This is a genomic window from Thiothrix litoralis, from assembly GCF_017901135.1.
In the GTDB taxonomy this organism is placed as follows: domain Bacteria; phylum Pseudomonadota; class Gammaproteobacteria; order Thiotrichales; family Thiotrichaceae; genus Thiothrix; species Thiothrix litoralis.
Genome location: NZ_CP072801.1, coordinates 3,434,889 through 3,459,524, shown reverse-complemented (window position 1 = coordinate 3,459,524; position 24,636 = coordinate 3,434,889). Strand labels below are relative to the sequence as shown.

The 24,636-nt window shown below is 53.1% G+C and carries 25 protein-coding genes; 11 read left to right on the top strand and 14 right to left on the bottom strand.

Annotated features, from left to right (window positions below):
- Positions 1 to 4: 4 nt before the first annotated feature.
- From J9253_RS16735 to J9253_RS16700, 8 genes are all read right to left on the bottom strand, one after another.
- The gene (locus J9253_RS16735) at positions 5 to 721 is read right to left on the bottom strand and encodes an anti-sigma factor (protein ID WP_210222030.1); all 717 of its coding nucleotides are present in this window, start codon (positions 719 to 721) and stop codon (positions 5 to 7) included.
- Positions 718 to 1,266 (bottom strand): sigma-70 family RNA polymerase sigma factor, encoded by a 549-nt coding sequence (locus tag J9253_RS16730; protein ID WP_210222029.1) that lies wholly within the window; start codon positions 1,264 to 1,266, stop codon positions 718 to 720. The genes J9253_RS16735 and J9253_RS16730 overlap by 4 nt, the downstream gene beginning before the upstream one ends.
- 84 nt (positions 1,267 to 1,350) lie before the next feature.
- On the bottom strand, positions 1,351 to 2,574 hold the full coding sequence (locus J9253_RS16725; RefSeq protein WP_210222028.1) for an RNA-guided endonuclease InsQ/TnpB family protein: 1,224 nt from the start codon (positions 2,572 to 2,574) through the stop codon (positions 1,351 to 1,353).
- Positions 2,571 to 3,194 (bottom strand): IS607 family transposase, encoded by a 624-nt coding sequence (locus J9253_RS16720; protein WP_210222027.1) that lies wholly within the window; start codon positions 3,192 to 3,194, stop codon positions 2,571 to 2,573. The genes J9253_RS16725 and J9253_RS16720 overlap by 4 nt, the downstream gene beginning before the upstream one ends.
- Before the next feature lie 104 nt (positions 3,195 to 3,298).
- Complete coding sequence (locus tag J9253_RS16715; RefSeq protein WP_210222026.1) at positions 3,299 to 4,225, bottom strand: LysR family transcriptional regulator; 927 nt, start codon at positions 4,223 to 4,225, stop codon at positions 3,299 to 3,301.
- 108 nt (positions 4,226 to 4,333) lie between these two features.
- Positions 4,334 to 4,873 (bottom strand): hypothetical protein, encoded by a 540-nt coding sequence (locus J9253_RS16710; RefSeq protein ID WP_210222025.1) that lies wholly within the window; start codon positions 4,871 to 4,873, stop codon positions 4,334 to 4,336.
- Positions 4,861 to 6,048, bottom strand: a complete 1,188-nt coding sequence (locus tag J9253_RS16705; RefSeq protein WP_210222024.1) for a class I SAM-dependent rRNA methyltransferase — start codon at positions 6,046 to 6,048, stop codon at positions 4,861 to 4,863. The genes J9253_RS16710 and J9253_RS16705 overlap by 13 nt, the downstream gene beginning before the upstream one ends.
- Positions 6,042 to 6,740 carry an SDR family oxidoreductase gene (locus J9253_RS16700; RefSeq protein ID WP_210222023.1) on the bottom strand — a complete coding sequence of 233 codons (699 nt, stop codon included), beginning with the start codon at positions 6,738 to 6,740 and terminating at the stop codon, positions 6,042 to 6,044. Before J9253_RS16700 ends, J9253_RS16705 begins: the two co-directional genes overlap by 7 nt.
- 169 nt (positions 6,741 to 6,909) lie before the next feature.
- Between J9253_RS16700 and J9253_RS16695 the strand changes: the two genes are divergently transcribed.
- Both J9253_RS16695 and J9253_RS16690 read left to right on the top strand, forming a co-directional pair.
- Entirely contained in the window at positions 6,910 to 8,121 is a 1,212-nt protein-coding gene (locus J9253_RS16695; protein ID WP_210222022.1) for a YncE family protein, read from the top strand.
- 41 nt (positions 8,122 to 8,162) lie between these two features.
- Positions 8,163 to 10,472, top strand: coding sequence for a PKD domain-containing protein (locus J9253_RS16690; RefSeq protein ID WP_210222021.1), 2,310 nt, complete (start codon positions 8,163 to 8,165; stop codon positions 10,470 to 10,472).
- 76 nt (positions 10,473 to 10,548) lie between these two features.
- Here J9253_RS16690 and fusA read toward each other — a convergent pair whose 3' ends face one another.
- Positions 10,549 to 12,645 (bottom strand): elongation factor G, encoded by a 2,097-nt coding sequence (gene fusA, locus J9253_RS16685; protein ID WP_210222020.1) that lies wholly within the window; start codon positions 12,643 to 12,645, stop codon positions 10,549 to 10,551.
- A 407-nt stretch (positions 12,646 to 13,052) separates the two neighbouring features.
- Here fusA and J9253_RS16680 point away from each other — a divergent pair, with 407 nt between their 5' ends.
- On the top strand, positions 13,053 to 13,754 hold the full coding sequence (locus J9253_RS16680; RefSeq protein WP_210222019.1) for a response regulator transcription factor: 702 nt from the start codon (positions 13,053 to 13,055) through the stop codon (positions 13,752 to 13,754).
- 2 nt (positions 13,755 to 13,756) lie between these two features.
- On the opposite strand, the gene gspC is transcribed toward J9253_RS16680, so the two are convergent.
- From gspC to J9253_RS16665, 3 genes are read right to left on the bottom strand one after another with little or no spacing between them, the layout of a single operon-like run.
- Positions 13,757 to 14,752: a type II secretion system protein GspC gene (gene gspC / locus J9253_RS16675; protein WP_210222018.1), complete on the bottom strand. Its 996-nt coding sequence runs from the start codon at positions 14,750 to 14,752 to the stop codon at positions 13,757 to 13,759.
- Positions 14,753 to 14,772: 20 nt separating this feature from the next.
- Complete coding sequence (locus J9253_RS16670) at positions 14,773 to 15,789, bottom strand: NAD-dependent epimerase (RefSeq protein WP_210222017.1); 1,017 nt, start codon at positions 15,787 to 15,789, stop codon at positions 14,773 to 14,775.
- A gap of 24 nt (positions 15,790 to 15,813) precedes the next feature.
- Complete coding sequence (locus J9253_RS16665; protein WP_210222016.1) at positions 15,814 to 16,713, bottom strand: phosphoribosylaminoimidazolesuccinocarboxamide synthase; 900 nt, start codon at positions 16,711 to 16,713, stop codon at positions 15,814 to 15,816.
- A gap of 76 nt (positions 16,714 to 16,789) precedes the next feature.
- Between J9253_RS16665 and purE the strand changes: the two genes are divergently transcribed.
- From purE to J9253_RS16645, 4 genes are read left to right on the top strand one after another with little or no spacing between them, the layout of a single operon-like run.
- The gene (gene purE / locus J9253_RS16660; protein ID WP_028488957.1) at positions 16,790 to 17,296 is read left to right on the top strand and encodes a 5-(carboxyamino)imidazole ribonucleotide mutase; all 507 of its coding nucleotides are present in this window, start codon (positions 16,790 to 16,792) and stop codon (positions 17,294 to 17,296) included.
- A 13-nt stretch (positions 17,297 to 17,309) separates the two neighbouring features.
- A complete protein-coding gene (locus tag J9253_RS16655; protein ID WP_210222015.1) occupies positions 17,310 to 18,437 on the top strand; it encodes a 5-(carboxyamino)imidazole ribonucleotide synthase in 1,128 nt (375 codons plus the stop codon).
- Positions 18,438 to 18,448: 11 nt separating this feature from the next.
- The gene (locus tag J9253_RS16650; protein WP_210222014.1) at positions 18,449 to 18,826 is read left to right on the top strand and encodes a SirB2 family protein; all 378 of its coding nucleotides are present in this window, start codon (positions 18,449 to 18,451) and stop codon (positions 18,824 to 18,826) included.
- The gene (locus tag J9253_RS16645; protein ID WP_210222013.1) at positions 18,827 to 19,420 is read left to right on the top strand and encodes a class I SAM-dependent methyltransferase; all 594 of its coding nucleotides are present in this window, start codon (positions 18,827 to 18,829) and stop codon (positions 19,418 to 19,420) included. It abuts the gene before it with no gap.
- Positions 19,421 to 19,470: 50 nt separating this feature from the next.
- Here the strand turns inward: J9253_RS16645 and J9253_RS16640 are convergent, their stop codons facing one another.
- Positions 19,471 to 20,484: a class 1 fructose-bisphosphatase gene (locus J9253_RS16640; RefSeq protein ID WP_210222012.1), complete on the bottom strand. Its 1,014-nt coding sequence runs from the start codon at positions 20,482 to 20,484 to the stop codon at positions 19,471 to 19,473.
- Between the two features lie 351 nt (positions 20,485 to 20,835).
- On the opposite strand from J9253_RS16640, the gene J9253_RS16635 reads away from it, so the two are divergent.
- The 4 genes from J9253_RS16635 (at position 20,836) to J9253_RS16620 (ending at position 23,663) form a co-directional block, all read left to right on the top strand.
- Entirely contained in the window at positions 20,836 to 21,375 is a 540-nt protein-coding gene (locus J9253_RS16635; protein WP_266097347.1) for a sigma-70 family RNA polymerase sigma factor, read from the top strand.
- 23 nt (positions 21,376 to 21,398) lie between these two features.
- The gene (locus tag J9253_RS16630; protein WP_210222010.1) at positions 21,399 to 22,148 is read left to right on the top strand and encodes a hypothetical protein; all 750 of its coding nucleotides are present in this window, start codon (positions 21,399 to 21,401) and stop codon (positions 22,146 to 22,148) included.
- Positions 22,149 to 22,156: 8 nt separating this feature from the next.
- The gene (locus J9253_RS16625; RefSeq protein WP_210222009.1) at positions 22,157 to 23,386 is read left to right on the top strand and encodes a S8 family peptidase; all 1,230 of its coding nucleotides are present in this window, start codon (positions 22,157 to 22,159) and stop codon (positions 23,384 to 23,386) included.
- A 130-nt stretch (positions 23,387 to 23,516) separates the two neighbouring features.
- A complete protein-coding gene (locus tag J9253_RS16620; protein ID WP_169735887.1) occupies positions 23,517 to 23,663 on the top strand; it encodes a hypothetical protein in 147 nt (48 codons plus the stop codon).
- A 13-nt stretch (positions 23,664 to 23,676) separates the two neighbouring features.
- Here the strand turns inward: J9253_RS16620 and hemF are convergent, their stop codons facing one another.
- On the bottom strand, positions 23,677 to 24,594 hold the full coding sequence (hemF, locus tag J9253_RS16615) for an oxygen-dependent coproporphyrinogen oxidase (RefSeq protein WP_210222008.1): 918 nt from the start codon (positions 24,592 to 24,594) through the stop codon (positions 23,677 to 23,679).
- Positions 24,595 to 24,636 lie beyond the last annotated feature (42 nt).

Below are 24,636 nucleotides of genomic sequence, written 5' to 3'. Positions count from 1 at the left end.
CCACCTACAAAGCAGCCAGTTCACCACTGAACATCACCTTACCCTTCGGAACAAGGCTGGCAGGCTCATCCATGCGTTCCATACTGATCGCAAACTCACTAACATTCGCCATGTCCTTCCACATTTTGCGGTCGATAGGCATCCGGTGGTCACCACCTTGCGCCAGTGTCCCCATGCGTATGAGCGGCAGATTTTTATCCTTGGGAATGCACCAGACCGTGGGAACCATGCCCTTGTCAGCAGGCAGCGCCCCGGCGGGCATATCGAAAGAAATCTCCATCGTGTCATGGCTGACCATCGCCACCATCATTTTGTCTTGCTGTACCGGGGATTTCAGCATTGCCATGTAAGCCGCCGGTTGGCTATTGATGTTCAGCAACAACACCGTCATGACAGACGCAGCAATGGAAGCAAACGCAGCCACTGACCACGGCAGGTAATTCTTAAGGTTTGCCAGCCAAGAAGATCGGGAAACCTTGGCCTGCTGATCTAACTTGAGTTCCTTGCTGATATTATCCCAGACCTTTGCCGAGGGTTTTTCAGCGGGCAGCAGCACTAGCAACGGGGAAAATTGTTGCTGGTAAGCGTTGGTAACAGCCCGCAGGTACAGGTGTTGTTGCTGCAACTTCTCGAAACGCAAGCGTGCTTTACCCTGCAACGTTCCCAATGCGTAAGACATGGCAAGGTGCTCAAAAATATCCGGGTTTTGGTAACGATTCATTGTAAGCATCCCTTGAGTTGTTCGAGTCCACGACGTATCCACGCTTTCACCGTTCCTAATGGTTTGACCAAGTTGCGGGCCAGTTCATCATGGGTTTGCCCGTGGTAGAAGGCTTGCAGGAGGCATTCACGCTGTTCAGGCTTGAGTGTTTCCAGACAGTGCCATAGGCGCTGGGCATCCTCACCCCATTGGTGCAAGGCATCGGGGCCAGGCTCCAGCGAAGCAAATTCCAAGGTTTCGTATGCCACCTCGCCACTGGATTCCGGGCGGCTGTTGGCTTGACGAAGCTTATCCAGCGCCTGATTGCGCACAATGGTGGTCATCCAGGTCATGGCGCTGGCCTTGTTGGCAGAAAAGGTCGCGGCATGGTTCCAGATCTTAATGAAACCTTCCTGCAACACGTCTTCTGCCAAGGCTTCATCACGCAACAAACGTTTGCACACCGCAAACAGGCGCGGGGACGTGGCCGCGTACAGTTGCCGGAATGCTGCTGCATCTTCCCGTCCGCTGCGGATCAGCAGTTCATTCAGTGAATGCGGCTCCATGATATTCCTTTGGTTTTACCTTAAGTACGTTGCGCGGCAAGATTTGGATTCAAAAACAATCATTGTAGTGGAAAGTGCCAGCCGTTACTTTGAACTTATACAAACCTGAACATCGTCAAATTTGCAGTCAAATTCCTGCTTCACTGGGGCTGGTTTCGCCTTTGGCTTACGCCCAAGACCAGAGCCATCCCCTCCACAGGCAGACACCGTGTAACTCACGGCGTAGTTGGCTAAGTTAATAGCCGCGTTCACATCCCGATCGTGGCTTACGCCACAGGTCGGACAATCCCACTGCCGGACTGACAGGGGCAGCTTTTCCACCTTTTCACCGCAGGCAGAACAGGTCTTGCTGCTGGCAAAGAACCTGCCTGCAACTACCACGACACCACCGCGCCTATCGGCTTTGTATTCCAACTGGCGGCGAAACTCAAAAAAGCCCATATCACTGATTGCCCGAGATAGATGGCGATTTTTCACCATGCCAAACACGTTCAGCTCTTCGATGCCAAGGGTGTGGAAACGGCGGGTCAAATCCGTCGTGAGTTGGTGCAAAGCGTTCTTGCGGATATTGGCAATACGCGCATGGAGTTTTGCCAGTTTGCGCTTGGCTTTAGCGCGGTTGGTACTGCCGTTGACCTTGCGGGATAGGCTGCGCGAGAGCCGTTGCAGTCGGGAAAGCAAGGCTTTATACGGCTTCGCACCCGTCACCACTTCCCCCGTTGACAGTGTTGCCAGTGCGGATACGCCCAAATCCACGCCCACTACGCCTTGGTTTTCGGCGGGTGGCACGTGACTGGAATCGGTATCCACCGTGATGCTGGCGAACCACTGGTCAGCGGTGCGGGAAACCGTGGCAGAGAGGATTTTGCCGGAAAAGCGTAACGTTTCCCGCATCCGCACTGACCCAAGGTGGGGGATGCGGATGCGGGAAGTGTCAACGGAAAATTGGTCGTTGGTCAGGGTGAAGCTGTCATGGCTTTTGCCTTTCTTTTTGAATTGCGGGTACTTGGCGTGACCTGCAAAGAAGTTCTTGAAGGCTACGCCCAGTTGGATGATCGCCATTTGTGGGGCGTTTTTGGTGACTTCCAGCATCCACGGGAATTGCTCGCGTTTGATGGCATTGAGTTGTTTGCGGAGTGAAAACTGCGAGGGTTTGGGGAGGTCGTTATCGTCTTTCCATGCAGCGTATTGGGTTTGCCATTCCGCTAACGCCCAGTTGTAGGTAAACCGTGCAGTGCCTGCGGCTTTAGCAAAGTAAGTGGCTTGTTTGTTGTTAGGGTCAAGGCGAATTTTGTGGCTGATGATCATGTGCGGGAATCTTCCACGGCTTGCTTTACACCGTCCAGCAGTTTTTTGTTTTTGCGGGAACGCGAGCCGTATAAACGGGCAGAAAATACCGTGATGATTTCCAGCACGTCGCTTGCCAAGTCTTCTTCAAACGTGGTGTCTTCTCCCTTATTGATGATGATCACCTCAACTTGCTTGGCTTCGCAGATGGAAAACACCAGTTCTGCACCAAACCGCAGCAGGCGGTCTTTGTGGGTAATCACCAAACGCCCAACATGACCTGCAATAATCTCATTTAGCAGGCGTTTCAAGCCTTTTTTGTCGTAGTTCATGCCTGAACCCAAGTCAGACACCAACTCAAACGTCCAGCCCTGTTGAGCGCAATACAGTTCCAGCACTTGCTTTTGACGTTCCAGGTCGTCCTTTTGGTCGTGGCTGGATACACGGGCGTAGGCAAGCGTCTTGCGCTCTGATGAGGGCAGGAGGGCTGCTGTCGGGTCAACTTGGGAAAGGCGGTAACGGCGTTGGTTGCCCGCCGTCCTTTCTGGCATCAATTTGCCGGACGCTTCCCAGCGGCGCAGCGTCATTGGGCTGACACCTAACCATTCTGCCGCTTCACCGATGGATAGTAACTTGTCCATGTTGTGTATATTAGTATAATTATGTATAAGTTTCAAGTGAACTGTAACTTACCCCAAACACAAAAAGACACCCCGGCGGATGCCTTTTTGAACACAAAACACCGTCAGACTTTTGCCAGCTTGCCCCGCGCCATGACGCCGCCAACGGCTGATTCCAGTTGGTTGCGCATCCACTGGTGCGCCGCATCGCCTTGATGACGCTTGTGCCACAGCATGAACATGAAGACCGACGGCATATTGAACGGCGGGGTAATGGATGAAAACCCCGACAATGCCCCCATGCGTAACATACCCGGCGCAATCGCCAGCAAGTCACTGCCGCGCATGAAACTCGCCATATCCGAAAAGTTGGGGACACGAATTGCCACTTGCTGCTCCAGTTCCCGCGAAATCGGCGCTGCCAACGGTACAACGCGCTGCCCGTCAATCAGGTTGAGACCAACGTAGCGGGCATTACGGAAATCAGCCAAGGTACGCGGCGCTTCGCGGGCGCTGCTATCGAAGAAACAGCGGGACTGATCAATGAATAAACGCTTGTAGAGAATATCTCCACCTTCGGGCGCTACCGGGGAAAGCAGCAAATCCGCCTTGCCAGTCCGCAGCAAATCCAGTGATGGGTATTCTGAAATAATGGTACGCAAGGAAAATTCCTTGGTTTCACCCGCAACCAGCCGATACAACTCCGGTAAAATCAGGTCACGCTGGAAATCATTGGTTCCCACGGTGAAATGCACCGCCGCTTGCTTGGGTTTGAACACTTGCTCGGCGGTTAATTGCTGCATGTCCGACAACACCAGCCGCATCCGCTCGCCGAGGCTTTCGGCAAGGGCGGTAGCGACAATTTCCTGCCCACCGGTACGCACAAACAAGGGGTCATGAAAGATAGAACGCAGCTTGGTAAGGCAATTACCAATCACTGTTTTGGTAATACCCAGTTTATCTGCGGCATTGGCGATGGATCCCTGTTCCAGTACGGTCAGGAAAACATGCATCGAATGGCCATCCAAGGCGAGGTAGTTATCATTTTTCATACTAATGATGTTAGCAGTTTGTTTTTATTTGTAAAAATATATAAAAAGAATTTCGTGATTAGTTTTTTTGTGGTCAATAACCAACAGATCAAAAAACAACACCATTCATCACCAAAATGCCAGAATCAACAGCACCAGACCAACAAACACTAACAATAAAACAAATAATAGTGATACCACGCCCAATACCAGCGACAGCGGGTTCACCAAGGTGCCAATGCTGATATACGAGCCAACCAACTCACGTGCTTCACTCGCCATCGAACCAATGCTCCACAAACTTTTCGCGGAACGCAGAAACCCCAGCTTTTGCACCTGACCGGCACGAATACCTTGCACCGTTTCCTGAATTTCACCTTGGGCATCTGTCATCATACGCTCGGCGATGTTCGGCAAATCCTTGATCTCCTCCAGCGCCCACCAAAAACGTAGCAGGATCAGGAGTGGCAATAACACCACACCCGCCACCATCAGCGCACTGCTCAGCGAAAAGCCTTTGAGGAAAAACAGCCAGACAAAAATCCACACATCCAGCCCCAACCCCAGCAAAGCAGCAAAGCGCACCTTGTCGGACACGCTATCCACTAACGGTAACAAATGGTCAAAAATGACCAGCAAACGGGCTTGTTTGGTGTCTACTTCTGACATACCAGACCTTTAAGGTAATAGCCTTCGGGAAACGCTAGCCGTGTCGGGTGGTCAGTGGCCTGATCCAGCTTGTGCAAGATACGCGCATCACACTCGGCATCCACCGCCGCATCCGCGACAATTTTCTGGAACAGCCCGCTTTCCATCAGACCCGAACAGGAAAAGGTGAACAGCAAACCACCCGGTTTGAGCAGCTTGAAACCCAGCAGGTTAATGTCTTTGTAACCCCGCGCAGCCTTATCCAGTTGCTTGCGGTTTTCAGCAAATTTGGGCGGGTCGAGCACCACGATGTCAAACTGACGACCTTCATTACGGTATTCGCGCAGCAGTTTGAACACATCACCACAAATATTATCCATTTGTTCCGGCTGAAAACCGTTCAGGGCAGCGGCTTGCGCCGCCAGATCAAGCGCGGGCTGGGAAGCGTCAATATTGGTGGCCTGTAACGCCCCACCGTGCAAGGCTGCAATCGAGAAACCGCCGGTATAGGAAAAGCAGTTCAATACCGTCTTGCCTTGCGCGTATTGTTGCAAAGCACTGCGATTGTCGCGCTGGTCGAGGTAAAAGCCAGTCTTGTGACCGTTAATGACATCGACGCGGTAATGGCGACCTTCTTCCATAATATCGAGGGAGGCCGGTGGCATTTCACCCTTGAGTAACCCGCTGGTGGTTTCCAGCCCCTCTTTTTTGCGCACTTCCACATCGGAACGCTCGTAAATACCCCGACAAGGAATAGTGGCGGCTAGCGCATCCACCAGAGTGTGTTTCCAGTATTCTGCACCTGTGGTGAGGCATTGCATCACCAGCCATTCACCGAACACATCCACCACCACACCGGGCAGGCCGTCAGATTCCGCATTGATCAGCCGGTAGCCGGAATTCTGCTGCGGAATGCCGAGTTGCTGGCGGTATGCCAAGGCTTGCTGAATGCGGCTGATGAAAAAGTCGCGGTCGATCAGCGCTGCTGCAAACGTCCACAAGCGTACCTGAATTTGCGAAACGGGTGACCATGCCCCCATCCCCAGCAAGTCGCCGTTGGCAGCACGCAGCTCGACCGTTTCGCCCGACTGCGGATTGCCTTTGACGTGCTGGACAGCCCCGGAAAACACCCACGGGTGATGGGAGCGGACATTTTTATCGCGCCCCTGCTTGAGGACGACTTGCCCGCTTACCACGGGATAATGCTGCCGTCGATGTCGAGTAAGTTGCCTGAATCAGCAAGCGTGACGTTCGCCAGATTGCGCTTCAACGACGTCACCGATTCTTCCGTAGACAATTCGCCGTTCGGCCCGCCCATGTCGGTGCGTACCCAGCCGGGGTGCAAGGCAACCACAGTAATGCCCTTTCGCGCCAGATCGTGCGCCGCACTTTTGTTGACCATATTGAGCGCGGCTTTGCTGGAGCGGTACAAATAGCTGCCGCCGGAGGTATTGTCCGCCACGCTGCCCATCTTGCTGCTCATATTGGCGATGATCTTGTGTTCACTCAGCGCCACGTTATCGGCGAAATCCTGCATCATCAGCATTGGGGTAATCACGTTAATGTGCAGCACATCCAGCCATTCCTGCGTCTGGCAGTGCCCGAAACCTTGCGTACCCCAGTTGCCGGAAACTCCGGCGCTGTTGAACAGAATGTCGATGGGCTGGTCTTTGAGTTGGGCTGCCAAGGAAGCACGTTGGGCATCGCTGGCGACATCCAGTAGGTGAATGCTGACCTTGCCACCGGATTGCGCCACCAGCTTGTTCAGGTCATGGGCATTTTCCGGGGAACGGCAACAGGCCAGCACGTTCCAGCCGTCGGCGGCGTACTGGCGGGTCAATTCCAGACCGATGCCGCGATTGGCACCTGTGATCAGAATAGTGGGCATGGGGATCTCCTCGGTTTTAATCGTTGGCAAAGTATAGCAGTGTCGTTGCAGCCTGTGGTATGCCCTGATCATGGAAGGCCAATTTATCATTTTAATTTATTCTACTAATTGGTATATAATATAAATTGATAAAAATTTTCCCAATGACTAATAACAACAGGGGTTCTCCATGAATACGGGTAAAATTCTGCCAATTTTTCTAATGTCCAGCGTACTGGTCGCTTGCGGGGGTGGAACAGGCGCTTCGCTTTCCGGGGTAACGACTGGAACCAATGCATCCACGAGTACTTCCACCAGCACCACAACCACTGGTAGCGGCTCCACCACTACGGACAGCACCAGTACCACCACAGGCAGTGGCGCATCGGAGAGCACCAACGGTACAACCACCGACAGCACGGCCAACAGCAACACTTTGTCACTGACCCGCAATGCAGTCGATGCTGAATACAGCGATGCGCTGGAACGTTTGATCACGGTCAGCTCTTCACCCGACAACGCGCTGAATATCATCAACCCGACAACCGGCGAGCAACAGGCAGTGCCGCTGAACCTTGCCCCCACCAGCTTGGCGATCAGCCCGGATGGCAAAACGGCGGTGGTCGGGCATAGCAGTGGCGTTACCCACATCAACCTGCAAACTGCCAGCGTACTGGACTTCTACGACAACATTGGTTTTAGCGTGTTTGACATTGCCCTGAGCGGCAATGGCATGGCGTATGCTACCCCTGCCAGCAATGCATTGTGGGGCGTCCTCAAAGCCATTAATCTGGGGACAGGCGAAGTAAAATCGAGCCTGTCCGTGGTGCAAATGGGCGGCTCTTACCTGCAACTCGCCCCCAACCAGAATGTGCTGTATATCTATGACAAAAGTACACTACCTGTCGATTTGATTAAGGCCGACACGGCTTCCCCACCCGCTGGATTATACGACTCCCCCTACAACGGCGAGTATGATATTGGCGGCAGCAGCGGCAAGGGCTTATGGCTAACAGAAGATGGCGGCTACATCCTGACCGCAGGCGAAACCCTGTTCAGCACAGCTACCACGCAAGATCAGGACATGCTGTACCAACGCAGCCTGTCGGACGACGACAATGACCCCAACACCCGGCTGCTTCACGCTGACAATTCGCAGGAAGCTGCAAAGTTCGTGGTGATTCTGGACAAGGGCATTACCGGCACTGGCTCGGAGTACAGCCTAAAAACCTACGCCATGCCAACGCTCAATCTGGTGGATGAAAAGCCCGTCAGCGACCTGAAACCGACCAGCACCAGTGACGACCCGGTGATTCCACAGTTCGTGTTTTTCAACAGCGATGGCACAAAACGTTACGCAGTACTGAAACAGGGTACTGGCACTTATTTAATAAATTTCTAATTATTAATCAATAGTATACATTGAAAATAGGGGGCTATCTCATGAAAACCAATCAACTTTTGCCTGTACTCGTGGCAGGCACACTTTTGAGCGCGTGCGGTGGCGGCACAACCACCTCCAGCACCACAACGGGGGGCACGACCACCACCAGCCTTACCAACAATGGCGTCAACACCACCCTGGCAGATGCCAGCAGCGTCTACACCGGCAGCCGCATTCTGGCTTTGCTCAACACCACCAACAGCATGGATTTTGTCAATCTGGTGCTGGGTACGGAAAACATCAACGACAATATCACCGCACCACGTCCAGCGAATAATGCCACGCCCAGCAAGACCAGCCTTGCCAGCGCGGTGCAAGCTAGCCTGTTGCAACCGCAACGAATTTTATCTGCCCTCGCTGCCCAACAAATTGCCGCACAACATTATCAGGCACGCTCGGTCAACATCAATGACACCTGCCCCGGCGGCGGTACCGCTGCCGTCACCGGGGAAGTCAGCGACACCACGTTCACCGGCACGCTGCAAGTCATTTACAGCCAGTGCAAGAGCGAAAATGTCGTCACCAATGGCACCGCCATGCTGGTAATCCATGCGTTCAACGTGCCGACGCTGCAAGCGACTTCCTACACCGTCAGTATGAAAGGCTTGGGTATCCGTGTGGATGATGTGCCCTATACCACGACCGGCACCTTGCGCACCGACCTCAACCTTGCCACCGGACAAAGCACCTTGCTGGTCAACCAGTACCAGCGCAACCTGAGCACCGGCAAACAACAATTGGCCGAAAATATCACCATGCTGGTGGAAAACAGTGGTTATACCAACATCAGCGGCAAGTTCTGCGAAGGCGTGCAAGGTTGCGTCAATGCCACCACCGTCAAGCCCTTCCTGTTTGCCGCCGATGGCGTGCCACTTGAAGGCGAAATCCTCCTGAACGGTGCCGCCAGCAGCAAAGTGCAAGTGATTGCGCAAGGTTATGACACCTCCACTCCACCGCAACGTAACTTGCAGGTCAATCTGGATACCGACGGTGATGGCGTGTACGAATCACCTTCCGTGCGCAATGAATCGGTGCTGAAAAACTTTTCCATCACGCCCAATGTTGCCCCGCAAGCCGTCATCGCTGCGTTGCCTGTTTCCACCACGCTAGGCGCGACACTGACACTGGATGCGAGCCAAACCACTGACCTGGAAGGCGATTTCCTCACTTACCAGTGGACGCTGGAAGCTGCCCCGCAAGGCAGTAACGCTACTTTGACGGCGGCTGACAGCGTGACGGCCAGTTTCACACCCGCCCAGCAAGGCACGTACACCTTCAGCCTGAAAGCGACCGATGCTTTCGGTAACACCAACCTCGCGACCCGCGACCTCACGGTGATGAATACCGCTAATCCCTTGAGTAGCAATGCGGTGGATGCCGCTTACAGCGATACGCTGGATCAACTGATAACGGTCAGCAGCCTACCCGGTAATACCCTCAATATCACCAACCCCACCAGCGGCAGACAGCAAAGTGTAACCTTGCAACTGCCGCCGACCAGCCTTGCCATCAGCCCCGACGGCAAAACTGCTGTGGTCGGGCATGATGGAGCCATCACCCAAGTGGATCTGGAAACGGCTGAAATCCTGAACTTCTACGGCAATATCGGCTTCAAGGTCTTTGATATTGCGCTGGGCAGTGACAGCAAGGCTTACCTGACCCCGCCAGCCAGTATGCAATGGAGCTATTTGTATGTGGTTGACCTCACCACCGGCGTGGTACAGGAAGACCTGAGCACTACCACCAGCAAACGTTTGTTTGGCGGTACGCACCTGCAAGTCATCCCCGCTTTGCAAGCGGTTTACACGCTGGATACCACCGGCTCTCCCAGCAACAACCTGAACCGCTACGACACCAGCACCACGCAACCCGTGTGGCTGTATGACTCGCCTTACCAAGGCCAGTACGATTTGGGCGGAACAGCCAGTAATGTCTGGGCAACGGATGATGGCATGTACCTGCTCAGCGCGGGCGGAACCCTGTTCCAAACCGCCAACCAGCAAGCAGCCGACATGCGCTACCAACGTACCCTGTCAGATGATGATGGCAAGGTGGAAACCTATCTGGTACACGCCGACCATTCCCAGAAAGCCGCCAAGTTTGTCGCGATTGAAAAGGCCACTGCTTACCGCCTGAAAACCTACACTACGCCCTTGCTGAACCGCGAAACCAGCGTGTCACTGCAAGGCATGAGCATTGATGGCAGCAGTGAGGTGGTCAAGCCGGTGTTTGTGTTCTTCAATGCCAACGGTACCGAGCGTTATGCCGTGCTGGAACAGGGTGGCAAGAGCTATTTGATGGCGTTTTAACCCCAATATTCGCACCCCATAAAAAAACCCCCGCCAGTCACCCGGCGGGGGTTTTTCATGCCGAAGGCGGAGAGTCTTACTTCTCAGCTTCCAGTGCTTTCTTACGCTCTTGCGCTTCCTTGATAACCTGTTCAGAAACAGATTTAGGGCAAGCGGCGTAATGTGAGAATTCCATCGAGAACTGGCCACGACCGGAAGTCATGGTACGCAAGTCGCCAATGTAACCAAACATTTCGCTCAACGGCACGTCAGCTTTGATACGTGCACCGATGGGAGCAGTATCCTGATTTTTGATCATCGCACGGCGACGGTTCAAGTCACCGATAACATCACCTACGTGGGAATCTGGTGCGAATACGTCAACTTTCATGATCGGCTCAAGGATTTGCGGGCCAGCTTTTGGCATGGTTTGACGGTAGCCGCCTTTCGCCGCAATTTCAAACGCGATGGCAGAGGAGTCAACCGCATGGAAACCCCCTTCGCGCAAGGTGACTTTCACGTCAACCACAGGGTAGCCAGCCAATGGGCCTTTTACCATGCTATCGCGGAAGCCTTTGTCGATCGCAGGCCAGAATTCACGTGGTACGGAACCACCCACAACCACAGATTCAAACGCATAACCTGCGCCGACTTCGTTTGGTTCGATGGTGTAGTCGATTTTACCGTATTGACCAGAACCACCCGACTGCTTCTTGTGGGTATAGCTGTCTTCAACGCGGCTGGTGATGGATTCACGGTAAGCAACTTGTGGTTTACCAATGTTCACTTCCACACCATGAGTACGCAGCAGGATGTCGACCTTGATGTCCAGATGCAACTCGCCCATGCCTTTGAGGATGGTTTCGCCAGTTTCTTGGTCAGTTTCGATGCGGAAAGACGGGTCTTCTTTCGCCATCTTGTTGAGAGCAACACCCATTTTTTCTGCACCGGCTTTGTTCTTTGGTGAGATAGCCAAAGAGATAACCGGATCAGGGAATACCATCGGTTCGAGAGTAGCCGGATTCTTCACATCAGACAGGGTATGACCGGTTTGTACGTTCTTCAGACCAACCAGCGCGATAATGTCACCTGCTTGGGCGAAGTCGATAGCGTTGGCTTCATCCGCGTGCATTTCCACCATGCGGCCTACCCGTTCGGTTTTGCCGGTGAAGGTATTGAGGATGGTGTCGCCGGTTTTCATGGTACCGGAATAGATACGGGTAAAGGTCAGTGCACCGTATTTGTCATCCATGATCTTGAACGCCAGCGCACGCAGTGGGCGGTTAGCATCAACAATCGCGAATTCGCCAGTCGGGTTGCCTTCGAGGTCAACTTCAGGCTGTGGTTTAACTTCAACCGGGCTAGGCAGGTAATCAACCACGCCGTCGAGTACGTTTTGTACGCCTTTGTTCTTGAAGGCGGAGCCAGCAAACGTCGGGAAGAAGTCCAGCGCGATGGTACCTTTACGGATGCAACGCTTGATGTCTTCAAGGGAAGGTTCCTCACCACCGAGGTACATTTCCATCATGTCGTCGTCTTGCTCAACCGCTGTTTCGATCAGCTTTTCACGCCATTCTTCGATCTTGTCAGCCATGTCCGCTGGTGGATCCTGAATTTCGTAGCTCATCGGGTCGCCGGAATTGTCCCAGACCCAAGCTTTACGAGTCAGCAGGTCAACGATGCCACAGAACCCGTCTTCAACACCGATGGGCAATACCATGACCAGTGGGCGTGCGCCCAGTACGTCTTCTACCTGCTTCACAACGCGGTAGAAATCAGCACCCAGACGGTCAAGTTTGTTAACGAAGATGACACGAGCAACGCCGGAATCGTTGGCATAACGCCAGTTGGTTTCAGACTGAGGCTCAACACCGCCGGAACCACAGAATACGCCAATACCGCCATCCAGTACTTTCAGTGAACGGTACACTTCAATGGTGAAGTCAACGTGCCCTGGAGTATCAATAACGTTAAAACGATGGTCTTTCCAGAAACAGGTCGTTGCCGCAGACTGGATAGTGATCCCGCGTTCTGCTTCCTGCACCATGAAGTCGGTGGTCGCCGCACCGTCATGTACTTCACCGATCTTGTGGATTTTGCCGGTCAGCTTCAGGATACGTTCTGTGGTAGTAGTCTTGCCCGCGTCAACGTGGGCAAAAATGCCAATATTTCGGTAAAGTGTTAAATCAGTCATTTGTCCAAATCTCAAAGAAGAAACGCAGGAACTGCGGATAAGGAGGCGATTGTAAAGCATCTTGGAGCATGGAGTAAGAGCAAATTCAAGCGTAAATTGCAGAAAGCCATGATTTTTCTATGACAGGCTGGGGGCAGAGATGCCTTGCAAGGCACTCCTGCACACAATCTGCAAACTTTTTCCGAGGTATCTCCACAATATCGGAATAAAACCTGCACACACTGGCAGTAGCATACGTTCCTGACACTACTCACCGAATCGGGTACTGACACGATGACAACAATAATCTTCACTTACGGTCAGTTTCCCGATGGGCTTGAAAGTATTAGCCCAGAGACTCCTGAACCCCGACCGGCGGTACGACACCCGTCAGTTGGGGTTTATTATTTTCTGTTAGTATCAGCACCATGAACAAACATATCCTCATTGCAGACGACGACCCTCATATCCGCGATGTGATCGGCTTTGCGCTGGAAAAAGCGGGAATGCAGGTCACGCAAACCGAAGACGGGCGACAGGCACTCGACACGTTCCGCCAGCACCCCACCGACCTGATGGTGCTCGACATTAATATGCCGGAGCTCGACGGGCTGGAAGTCTGCCGCGAAATTCGCAAGTTTTCCGAAGTGCCGATTTTGTTCCTGTCTTCGCGTGATGATGAAATTGACCGTATCTTGGGGCTAGAAATCGGCGGCGATGATTACGTCACCAAACCCTTCAGCCCGCGTGAACTGGTGGCACGCATCAACGTCATCCTCAAACGCACCCAGCAACAGCACAGCAAGCCTGCGGCTGAATTACCGCAAGGAACCTTGTGCCACGGCAAGCTCAGCATCCAGCCCGAACAGCACACTGCCTGTTGGGATAGCATCGCCTTAAGCCTGACCGCCACCGAATTTGCCATGTTGCAACTGTTCGCCCGCCAACCCACCCGCGTATTCAGCCGCGACAGCATTATGGGCAATGCCTATGACAGCAATGTGTATGTCAGCGACCGCACCATCGACAGTCATATCCGCCATATTCGCCAGAAATTTGCCGACGCAGGCTGTGAAAATGTGATTGAAACCGTGCACGGGGTCGGCTATAAACTCGCGGCTTGCCAATAGGCTTACTGGAAACTGATCGGCAGCGACACTTCCTGACCGTTGCGGGTGATATTCAGGTTGATTTGCGAAGCAGTTCCCGCTTCCTGCAACATGCGCATCGCAATCGCAGGGTTTTCCAGTTGTGTACCATTCACAGCAGTCACAATATCACCGGCCTGTAGGCCCAACTGGTTGAACATGGCGACATTGCTGCCAGGGCTTAACTGAAACCCCAGAAACTTGCCATCACGCTCATAAGGTTGTGGGCTAGCCACTTCCATCAGGCGCATATTGTTATTGAGTACGGACTGACGGAAATCGCCCAAATCATTAGCCGAAGCCGCCGGTATCGCGGGCTGTTCCGGTGCTGGCTGCTCCATCTCTGGCTGTGGTGGTGGCACTGCACCTTCACTGGGGGTAAACATATCGGGCGGCGGCATCATCTCGGGTGGCGCAGAATACTCAGTCATGGGCATATCGGCTGGCGCACTATCCAGCCCCGCAGCAAAAGCCATGCCGCCACCGCTGCTTTCCGGTTTAGGCAACATCAGCTTTTCCAGCAAGCCATTGCGCCGCAACAACACATGGTCTGCCAGCACCTGTTCCAGCGTCGCCCCAGAAGCACCGATCTTGTCACCGATCGCATAGGTTTTTTGCTGGCCTGCATCTTCGATCACCGCAAAGCCTTTGTTCCGGGAAGGAGCGTACACCCCTTGCAGTTTCAGGGCGAGTTGCGTCTGCTGAATATTGGTAGGGGCAGGTTTGCTGCCATCGGCCTGATATTGCCCAAATAAATGGTAGCTTGCTAGCTTGTCCCCCAAGCTGTTGGCTGGCGAGGCGGCACTGCCAACGCTGCTTGACGCGGAATCGTTAAGCAAGGGGCGGGGTTCCGCCGGGAACAACATCCACGTCAGGCGTGCCAGCAAAAAGCCGAACACAATCACCAACCCGAAACTGACATAATCCGGGGCGCGACCCAGCAAGCGCTCAAACAGGCGTGAATGTTGCGTACCTTGCATTTGAAACCTCGTTAACAGCGTTAAACTTGATAGTATTCACGATACCACTGAACGAAGCGGCGTGTCCCCTCATCGACCGACATACTGGGGCGATAATCCACATCTTGTACCAGTGCATCCACATCAGCGTAAGTGTCTGGCACATCACCGGGTTGTAGTGGCAACAGGTTAAGCTCGGCTTTTTTCCCCAGTGCTTCTTCAATGGCGCGGATGTAATCCATCAACTCAACCGGATTCTGATTGCCGATATTATAGACGCGCCACGGCGCTTTACTCGTGCCGGGGTCGGGTGTCATCCCGCTCCACTCAGGGTTCGGGCGGGCGGTGTGGTCAAGCGTGCGGATTACCCCTTCCACAATGTCGTCAATGTAGGTGAAATCACGGCGGTGTTTGCCGTAGTTAAACACATCAATCGGCTGCCCTGCCAAAATCGCTTGGGTGAATTTGAACATCGCCATATCCGGGCGGCTCCACGGGCCATACACCGTGAAAAAGCGCAAACCCGTGGTCGGCAAGTTATACAAATGTGAATAGGTATGCGCCATCAGCTCGTTGGCTTTCTTGGAAGCGGCGTACAAGGACAGCGGGTGGTCTACGTTATCATGCACCGAAAACGGCATGGATTCGTTCGCCCCGTACACCGAGCTGGATGACGCATACACCAGATGCTTGACCCCGTTATGGCGGCAACCTTCCAGAATGTGCCCAAACCCCACCAGATTACTGTCGATGTAAGCCAGCGGGTTTTCAATGGAATAACGTACCCCGGCTTGCGCGGCAAGGTTTACCACCGCATCCAGCCCTTCTTCGGCAAACAGTTTCGCCATGCCCGCACGGTCAGCCAGATCGAGGCGGATGAATGTGAATTTACCGGCGGTATCAGCATCCACCACGCGCTGTAAGCGGCTTTCTTTCAAGCGGACATCGTAATAGTCGTTGAAATTGTCGATACCGACGACTTCATCCCCACGCTGCAACAGTTGCAGGGCGAGGTGCATTCCGATGAAACCGGCAACCCCAGTGATCAATACGCGCATGGCTTATTCCTTTTATTGTAATCGTTATTTTGTAATTAAATCGGCAACTTCACGGTATTTGGCGGCAGTTTTGTCAATAATTTCAGCGGGCAACTCAGGCCCTGGCGCAACCTTCCCCCAATCCAGTGTTTCTAAATAATCCCGCACGAATTGTTTGTCAAACGATGGCGGACTAATGCCGGGTTTGTACTGATCAGCAGGCCAGAAGCGCGAAGAATCCGGGGTGAGGATTTCGTCAATCAGCACCAGCTTGCCATCCGCATCCAGCCCGAACTCAAACTTGGTGTCGGCAATAATAATGCCGCGTTTGAGCGCGTATGCTGACGCTTGGTGGTACAGTTCCAAACTGACGCTGCGCACTTGTTCGGCGAGGTCTGCGCCAATCCGCGCCTGCATCTCGGCAAAGCTGATGTTGATGTCGTGATCACCCACGTCGGCTTTGCTGGAAGGGGTGAAAATCGCCTCAGGCAAACGGTCGGCCATTTGCAAACCGGCAGGTAATTCAATGCCGCACACTGCGCCGGTTTGCTGGTAATCCTTCCAGCCGGAGCCGATCAGGTAGCCGCGCACAATCGCTTCCACCGGCAAGGGTTTGAGGCGTTTCACAATAATGCTGCGGCCTTGCAGCTCGGCTTTTTCAGCCGCCGTCAGCGTCAAATCATCCAGCGTCAGGGTGCTTAGGTGATTGGGGATCACGTCTTGCAGTAAACCGAACCAGAAGTTGGCTACCTGCGTGAGGATTACCCCCTTCTGCGGGATCGGCGTCGGCATGATGACATCGAAGGCTGATAGGCGATCCGTGGTGACAATCAGCATGTGCTGTTCATCCACCGCGTAAATATCACGGACTTTGCCCCGCGCAATCAGGGGAAGGGAAGTAATGTGCGTCTCAAAAACGCTGTTCAGATGGCTGCTTGTGTTCATTGCTTGCTGTTAGTTAGTGCGTAAAGGGTACATCACGTTATAATATCAGATTTTGCAGGAAAATAAGGGGAGCATCATGACTCAACCCAGTTCGGTGGTCGTAGTAGGGGTTGTCATGGGAAGCAACAGCGATTGGCCTGTCATGTCCAAAGCGGTTGAACAACTGGAAAAGTTTGGTATTGCCCACGAATACCGCGTCGTTTCCGCCCATAGAACACCCGATTTGCTGTTTGAATACGCGGAAACCGCCCGCGAACGTGGCCTGAAATGCATTATTGCGGGTGCAGGCGGCGCTGCGCACTTACCCGGCATGTTGGCAGCGAAAACCACCCTCCCAGTACTCGGCGTACCGGTGACGAGTCGTGCCTTAAACGGGATTGATTCACTGTACTCCATCGTGCAGATGCCCAAAGGTGTCCCGGTTGCGACGTTTGCGATTGGCGAAGCCGGTGCGGCGAATGCTGCTTTGTTTGCTGTCGCCATGTTAGCGAACGAAAACCCGGAATTGGCGGCGAAACTCACGCAGTTCCGCGATGAACAGCGGCGTCAAGCCATGAACATGAAACTTCCACCCGAAACCTGATGACCATTATTTTATGACACTACTTCCCGGCTCAACCATCGGAATGCTCGGCGGCGGGCAACTTGGGCGCATGTTTACTGTTGCGGCTCGTACCCTCGGCTACCGCGTCATTATTCTGGAACCCGATTTCCAAAGCCCGGCTGCCCAGCTTGCTGATGATCACCTTATTGCCGCTTACGACGATGAAACGGCACTGGCGGCCTTCGGGCAACGTTGCGATGTGATCACCACTGAATTTGAGAATATTCCAGCGCAAACGCTGGAGTTCCTGGCGCAATTCTGCCCGGTACGCCCTTCCGCTCATGCGGTGCAAATGGCGCAAGACCGCAGGGTGGAGAAGGAATTCGTGCGAGCCTGTGGCTTGTTGCCCGTGCCATTTGCAGCGATCCATACGGTGGCGGATATTCTGGCAGCACCATCTAGCATCCAATTCCCCGCCATTCTCAAAACGGCACGCATGGGGTACGACGGCAAAGGCCAGATGACGGTGCATTCGGTTGCGGAAGCCGAAGCCGCTTTTGCGCAATTGGGCGGTGTTGCTTGCGTGTTGGAGCAGCGGGTGGAACTGGCGTGCGAAATTTCCGTGATCCTTGCCCGCAGTGTGGGCGGCGAGGTGCGTTGCTTCCCGGTCGCAGAAAACGAACACCGTAATGGCATTTTGCACCAGAGCATTGTGCCCGCACGGGTCGATGCCGCATTGGCACAAGCCGCACAAGCGGCTGCCACCCGTCTCGCCGACAAGCTCGATTTTGTTGGGGTGATGGCGGTGGAATTCTTTGTTACCCGCCAAGGCGAATTGCTGGTGAATGAAATGGCACCGCGTACCCATAACAGCGGGCATTACACCCTTGATGCTTGCGTCACCTCACAATTTGAACAGCAAGTGCGCATGGTCTGCGAGTTGCCTTTTGGGGATACGCGTCTGTTGTCCCCGGTGGTGATGGTCAATATGCTGGGTGATTTATGGCACGATACGCACCCCGACTGGTTGGCTTTGCTACAAAGCCCCAAGACCAAGCTACACTTGTACGGTAAACACGAAGCCCGCCCCGGTCGTAAGATGGGGCATTATTGCACCCTAGCCAGTGAGCTTGATGAGGCTTTAGTGGCAGCGGATCGGATTTTCCAACAATTGCAATAAGGACGTACCACATGGATACCAACATGCTGATAGTCAAAGTACACGCCATCGTTGCCTTACTTTCGGTCGTCGTTTACTTGATTCGGGGATTTTGGATGTTGACCAACAACCCGGCAGTGACCGGCAAAGCAGCGCTCGCTAGTGCTTCGTTATCCATGCTGCTTCTGCTGGGGACGGGGTTGTGGCTGGCGCTGATCAGTACGGCTCATGGCGTTGATAGTTTTGTCATCATTAAAGCGGTGGGTCTGATCGTGTACGTTGTACTCGGTGTGATTGCGCTAAAACCAGGTTTAAGCAAAGCGACAGCAACGATCTTGTGGTTGGCTGGCCTTGCGACCTTTATCTACACCTTTTTATATGCCAAAGGCATAGCACCGGCGGTACTTTAAATGGCTGATATTCCTTATTCTAAAAGCTTGCGGGATGATATCCGCTTTGATGCTGAGTTGTGCGGTAATCGTTTTACCTTTCTATCAACGTGGGGGATTTTTTCACCACGTGAAATTGATGACGGCACGGACTTGTTGCTGAAATATCTGGAAATCAACCCGACCGACGATTGTTTCGACCTTGGTTGCGGCTATGGTCCCGTCGGTCTGGTGATGGCAAAACTGGCTCCACAAGGCCAGACCCTGATGGTCGACAAGGATTTCATGGCAGTGGAATACGCTAACCGCAATGCAGGCGTGAACAAACTGGCCAATGCTCGCGCGATGCTGAGCAACGGTTTTCAGCATATCGACAAGGATGCCCGTTTTGATGTGATCGCTTCCAACATTCCGGCGAAGGTTGGTAAGGAAATGATGAGCATTTTGTTGCACGATATGAAGCACCACCTCAAACCGGGCGGGCGCGTGTATTTGGTGACGATCAATGGTTTGCGCGAATACATGAAGCGTAATCTGAAAGAAGTGTTCGGTAATTTCGACAAGCTCAAGCAAGGCCAGTCGTATACCGTGTCGTATGCGGAGAAGCACAAGTAGACCAGAAAACCCCTCTCCCCTTGAGGGAGAGGGGTTGGGGTGAGGGGGAATTATGCTTGGTTATGGTAGCTCGTGACCAATTCCACTTCATTACGTGAACCCATTACCACGGGTACACGTTGGTGTAGGTCAGTTGGCTGAAGTTCCATAATGCGGGTGTAAGCCGTGGTCGCTAGGCCGCCAGCCTGTTCAACGATGAAACCCATTGGGTTAGCTTCGTACAATAGGCGCAGCTTGCCGGTTTTACCTGATGCTTTCATTTTGGAGTCCATCGGGTAGATGAAAATGCCGCCACGGGTCAGGATGCGGTGAATCTCAGCGACCATGGAGGCAACCCAGCGCATATTGAAGTCTTTGCCACGCGGGCCTTCAACGCCTTGCAGGCATTCGCTGATGTAACGCTGCATGGGCGGTTCCCAGTAACGCTGGTTGGAAACGTTGATGGCAAATTCCTTGGTGTCGGCCGGGATTTTCACGTCTTCGCGGGTTAGCAAGAATTCGCCGCAATCCTTGTCCAAGGTGAACATGTTCACGCCCTTACCGGTGGTCAGTACCATCATGGCGGAAGGGCCATACAGGCAATAGCCTGCTGCGACCTGCTTGGTTCCCGGCTGCATGAAATCGGCAGCGGTCGGGTTTTCCACGCCTTCAGGCGCTTTGATAATGGAGAAAATCGTACCAACCGATACATTCACGTCCATGTTGGAAGAGCCATCCAGCGGGTCGAACGTTACTAAATAGTGACCGCGAGGAACATTACCGGGCAAGTTATACACTTCATCCATTTCTTCGGAGGCCAGTGCCGCTGCGTGTCCACGGGAAAGTGCTTCAATCATCACGTCATTGGTGATGATGTCCATTTTCTTCTGTTCCTCGCCCTGCACGTTCTCGGAACCGGCGGAACCCAGCACGCCGATGAGGTCGCCCTTGCTGGTCAAGGCCGCAATTTTCTTGCAGGCCAGTGCAATGTCGTTCAGTACGCAACTGAACTCGCCCGTTGCGCCGGTGTGTTTACGTTGTTCTTCGAGGATGAATTGTGTGAGTGTGGTGCCAATTTGGTACATACCAGCTTCCAATAGTTGAAAAGAAAAATTGTATATAAGCTGATTATGATATGCTAATGAGTGGGTTGTAAATAAAAAAAAGGCGGATCCGAAGACCCGCCAGACTTGCGAGGGAGTATTATAACTTTTGAAATATTACTAATTGAGTGTGTAGTGTTAACAGTGAGTCGCTGCCATCAGGTAAGCGGTTCAACGAAAGTTGAAGAAAAGATCATTTATTATTTTTTTGGGGATTGGCCTCAATTAATTAGAACCAAACTGACAGTGAGAGCGACATAAGAGATGAAAGGCCCCTCATCAGGCAACAAACAACCGGCAGAAACAGCCAGCAAACTTAGCGATGAAGCTCTCATGGCGCTCATTAGCCAAAGGGATCAACAGGCATTCAGTCAGTTATACCTGAGATACCAGCCCAAGCTGGTTAAGTATTGCGCAAGAGTATTGCGTGATGATGTTGCTCAGGCCGCAGATCTGGTGGATGAGGCCATGTTTGATGTTTGGCGGTCAGCGGAAAATTTTGCAGGCAGGTCTAAGGTATCGACCTGGATTTATTCGATTGCCCGCAACAAGGTTGTGTCGTGGTTACGTAAAACCTCGGAAATCACCTTGGATGATGAGTCTATACTGGATTCCATGATTGACCCTGCCGCCAGCCCTCACGAGGAGTTGGCATTGGATGATATGAAGCAGCAGTTGCTACGCCTGATGGATCAGTTAACGGAAGAACATCGTGAGGTTATCAGGCTGACCTATTTTGAAGACAAGTCGGTGAAGGAAGTGGCCAACATTCTGGATATTTCCGACAACACCGTCAAGACGCGCATGTTTTATGCCCGTAAGCGCCTGGCACAGTTGCTGGAAAAGGCAGGCATTGTTGGTTTTGACCTTTAAAAGGCATTTGAGAATATTGTTGTATGAGCCAATACCCACACGGTGACCCAGTTGAAGAAGCACGCCTGCTTTTACCTTGGTATATCACCGGAAAATTGAGCGACCCGGAACGCAAGCTGGTAGAACACATGCTGGCACAACATCCTAAACTGAAGGAAGAGTATCACCGTGAATTGAATATGGTGGATATGATCCGTGCCAATACCGGGTTGTTGCAGTTGTCTGCGATGGATACCACGCACTCTCGGCTGGACAAGCTGCTGAAGCGCATCGGGCGCGAGGAGCAGGCCAAAGCCAGTGCAACGCCCGGAACAATACCCCGCCCGCCGCCAGAACCTAAAGCGGCTGCACGAGGTATCAAGACATGGTTAACGGACTGGTTGCCAACGTTTGAGTGGCTGACGCCGGGAAATACCGCTTTCGCCTTGTTATTGCTGGTTCAGGCAGGCTTTTTGGGCTGGTTTGCCAACTCGATGATTTCCCCGACAAGCAATGTTTACAACGTTGCCACTGTCGCCGATGATCAGGCTGCGACTTCTGTTGCCAAGGGCTTGGTATTATTGGTAGATTTCAACGAGGAAGCTCAGGTACGTCAGGTACGGGATTTTTTACGTCAGTGGGATGCCCGCATCCTCGATGGCCCGGACGACAATAACCTGTTTAAAATTGAGGTCAAGGGTATCCAGCCCCATGACCAGCAACAATCCAGCACTGTCCTGCAACAAATGGAGCAGGATAAAACCGTGATTGCCTTTATCGGACGGGAATACTGAAAACCATTATGCCAGTACTGCGCCTTCTTCCGCTCACCCTCCTTGCCCCCATCCTGTTCCTTGCCGCTTGCAGCCCCACAGAATACAAAGTTATTGGCAAAACCAACAATTCCCCCGCTTGCCAGCTCAGCAGCAGCATTTGCGTGACCACCCCCGTCTTTCGCCGGGTCGATTACGCCAAGGATGAAATGCTGCTTACCTATGACAGCCAGCAACCCGCCGAGAAGGCAGATGCCGTGCTGAAAAAATATAAATTACGCGCCAAGCGTAGCGATAATCTGGATTCCATCAGCACCACCCTGATTACCGCTGCCACCAATGGGCAAGACCCGTATGATCTGGTTAAATCCATCAAAAGCAGTGAAAAAGACGTAGATGCCAGCACCAGCAACTTCTACACAACATCAGCCTTTAACAGGACAGATGCGCAAGCTTATCCCCTTGGCCTGACCGGCGTGCAAACAGTACGGCAACGCACTGGCGGAAACGGTGTTGTCATCGGCATGATTGACACTCCCATTGATATTACGCACACAGCGTTTGGGCCTAACGTACAGCGCCTGAATATGATCCCCGCTGGTAACGACAGCAACCAATTGCATGGCACAGAAGTCGCAGGCATTATTGCCAGCAAAAATCCGCGTATTGGCATTGCACCCGATGCCAAATTGATTGCCATCAGCGCGTTCAGCACCAATGCCAGCAATCCTGATGAACGTAGCAGTAATTCCGGGTTGGTCGCACGCGCCTTGCAACTGGCGATGGATCAAGGGGTGCAAATCCTCAACTTGAGTTTTGCGGGCGGCTCCGACCCCGTGGTCGACAAATTGGTGCAAGCAGCGCTTCGAAAAGGCATTATCGTTGTGGCTTCCGCCGGAAATAGCGGGCCCGGCGCAGCACCCGCCTATCCAGCAGCCATACCGGGCGTCATTGCCGTGACCGCCGTGGACAAACGCGAAAGCATCTTCAGCCGCGCCAACCGTGGTAATTATATTGCCTTGTCTGCACCCGGCGTAGGCGTTTTAACCACCGCACCACGGGGTGCATTTCAGGTATCCACTGGCACATCTCTAGCAACGGCGCACGTCACTGGGGTCATCGCCTTGTTGAAATCCCTCAACCCAAACTTCAACCCTGAAGTGTTAAACACCACTGCCACTGATCTGGGCAATCCGGGGCGTGACAGTGATTACGGCTATGGCCTGATCAATACCGTGCGGGCGCTCAACCTACCCTAACAAAAAGCACAAAAACTTGATCTGTAGCAAGGAAGTAGCGCTTCCCCCGATCTCATTTGATTTTGCGCAAAGCAACTTCCAGCGCTCACCCTTACGATGAGTACATGTTTCACCGTAAGGAATCAACACCATGTCACACTTTTTTTCCAGCTCTCAAGGCATTGTTTTCATGTCTGTTTTCACCATCGTTTTCATCCTAGGCTTTTTGGGCTATCTGGCTTGGAAATTCTACAAATTGTCCGGTCACAAGCCAGAGCCGGGTGAAAAAAGCTGGTAAGTTAGCGGCGCTGTCAGGCTTCCGCCAACCAGTCACGATGGCGTAAAAAGTCGCTGTAAAGGCGAGCTTCTTCACTGCCCGCTTCCGGGTGCCAAGCGTAACGCCATTTCACCAGTGGAGGCAGTGACATCAGAATGGATTCAGTGCGCCCACCGGATTGCAGGCCAAACAAAGTGCCCCGGTCATAGACCAGATTGAATTCCACGTAACGCCCTCGGCGGTAAAGCTGGAAGTCGCGCTGGGTTTCGGTGAATGCCAAGCCTTTACGCTTGCTGACGATGGGGCGGTAAGCGTTGATATAACTATCGCCCACGCTGCGCATGAAGGCAAAGGTGGTATCGAAACCCCATTCATTCAGGTCATCGAAAAACAGGCCGCCGATCCCGCGCGGTTCATTGCGGTGCTTGAGGAAGAAGTATTCATCACACCAGTGCTTGTAACGCGCATACACATCTTCCCCAAAGGGGTCGCAAGCTGCTTTCGCGGTGCGATGCCAGTCGATGCAATCTTCCTCGAAACCGTAATACGGGGTCAGGTCGAAACCGCCACCAAACCACCACACCGGTTCCTCGCCTTCCTTTTCTGCAACGAAAAAGCGTACATTGGCGTGTGATGTCGGCACTAAAGGGTTATGTGGGTGAATCACCAAGGAAACCCCCAACGCCTGAAAACTGCGCCCCGCCAATTCCGGGCGTTGCGCCGTCGCAGAAGGTGGCAGTTTGTCACCAAACACGTGTGAAAAGTTGACGCCGCCTTGTTCAAACACCGCGCCATTGCTGATCACGCGAGTACGCCCACCGCCGCCACCGGGACGATCCCACGCATCTTCCATGAAGGTTGCCCCGCCATCCTCGGCGGCTAACTGGCTACAAATATCATCCTGCAAGGCCAGCAAGTAGGTTTTGACGGCGGCAATATCCACGTGCGACATGGTGTTTCATCCCTTGATGCTTGAAAAACACCTATTGTAACG

Excerpts from the sequence above, each read along its gene's own strand:
- J9253_RS16655 (WP_210222015.1), top strand. The coding sequence starts at position 17,310 with ATGACACTACTTCCCGGCTCAACCATCGGAATGCTCGGCGGCGGGCAA.
- J9253_RS16645 (WP_210222013.1), top strand. The coding sequence starts at position 18,827 with ATGGCTGATATTCCTTATTCTAAAAGCTTGCGGGATGATATCCGCTTT.
- J9253_RS16665 (WP_210222016.1), bottom strand. The coding sequence starts at position 16,713 with ATGAACACAAGCAGCCATCTGAACAGCGTTTTTGAGACGCACATTACT.
- J9253_RS16635 (WP_266097347.1), top strand. The coding sequence starts at position 20,836 with ATGGCGCTCATTAGCCAAAGGGATCAACAGGCATTCAGTCAGTTATAC.
- J9253_RS16640 (WP_210222012.1), bottom strand. The coding sequence starts at position 20,484 with ATGTACCAAATTGGCACCACACTCACACAATTCATCCTCGAAGAACAA.
- J9253_RS16735 (WP_210222030.1), bottom strand. The coding sequence starts at position 721 with ATGAATCGTTACCAAAACCCGGATATTTTTGAGCACCTTGCCATGTCT.
- J9253_RS16680 (WP_210222019.1), top strand. The coding sequence starts at position 13,053 with ATGAACAAACATATCCTCATTGCAGACGACGACCCTCATATCCGCGAT.
- purE (WP_028488957.1), top strand. The coding sequence starts at position 16,790 with ATGACTCAACCCAGTTCGGTGGTCGTAGTAGGGGTTGTCATGGGAAGC.
- hemF (WP_210222008.1), bottom strand. The coding sequence starts at position 24,594 with ATGTCGCACGTGGATATTGCCGCCGTCAAAACCTACTTGCTGGCCTTG.
- J9253_RS16720 (WP_210222027.1), bottom strand. The coding sequence starts at position 3,194 with ATGGACAAGTTACTATCCATCGGTGAAGCGGCAGAATGGTTAGGTGTC.
- J9253_RS16730 (WP_210222029.1), bottom strand. The coding sequence starts at position 1,266 with ATGGAGCCGCATTCACTGAATGAACTGCTGATCCGCAGCGGACGGGAA.
- J9253_RS16695 (WP_210222022.1), top strand. The coding sequence starts at position 6,910 with ATGAATACGGGTAAAATTCTGCCAATTTTTCTAATGTCCAGCGTACTG.
- fusA (WP_210222020.1), bottom strand. The coding sequence starts at position 12,645 with ATGACTGATTTAACACTTTACCGAAATATTGGCATTTTTGCCCACGTT.
- J9253_RS16620 (WP_169735887.1), top strand. The coding sequence starts at position 23,517 with ATGTCACACTTTTTTTCCAGCTCTCAAGGCATTGTTTTCATGTCTGTT.
- gspC (WP_210222018.1), bottom strand. The coding sequence starts at position 14,752 with ATGCAAGGTACGCAACATTCACGCCTGTTTGAGCGCTTGCTGGGTCGC.
- J9253_RS16650 (WP_210222014.1), top strand. The coding sequence starts at position 18,449 with ATGGATACCAACATGCTGATAGTCAAAGTACACGCCATCGTTGCCTTA.
- J9253_RS16630 (WP_210222010.1), top strand. The coding sequence starts at position 21,399 with ATGAGCCAATACCCACACGGTGACCCAGTTGAAGAAGCACGCCTGCTT.
- J9253_RS16625 (WP_210222009.1), top strand. The coding sequence starts at position 22,157 with ATGCCAGTACTGCGCCTTCTTCCGCTCACCCTCCTTGCCCCCATCCTG.
- J9253_RS16690 (WP_210222021.1), top strand. The coding sequence starts at position 8,163 with ATGAAAACCAATCAACTTTTGCCTGTACTCGTGGCAGGCACACTTTTG.
- J9253_RS16710 (WP_210222025.1), bottom strand. The coding sequence starts at position 4,873 with ATGTCAGAAGTAGACACCAAACAAGCCCGTTTGCTGGTCATTTTTGAC.
- J9253_RS16725 (WP_210222028.1), bottom strand. The coding sequence starts at position 2,574 with ATGATCATCAGCCACAAAATTCGCCTTGACCCTAACAACAAACAAGCC.
- J9253_RS16715 (WP_210222026.1), bottom strand. The coding sequence starts at position 4,225 with ATGAAAAATGATAACTACCTCGCCTTGGATGGCCATTCGATGCATGTT.
- J9253_RS16700 (WP_210222023.1), bottom strand. The coding sequence starts at position 6,740 with ATGCCCACTATTCTGATCACAGGTGCCAATCGCGGCATCGGTCTGGAA.
- J9253_RS16670 (WP_210222017.1), bottom strand. The coding sequence starts at position 15,789 with ATGCGCGTATTGATCACTGGGGTTGCCGGTTTCATCGGAATGCACCTC.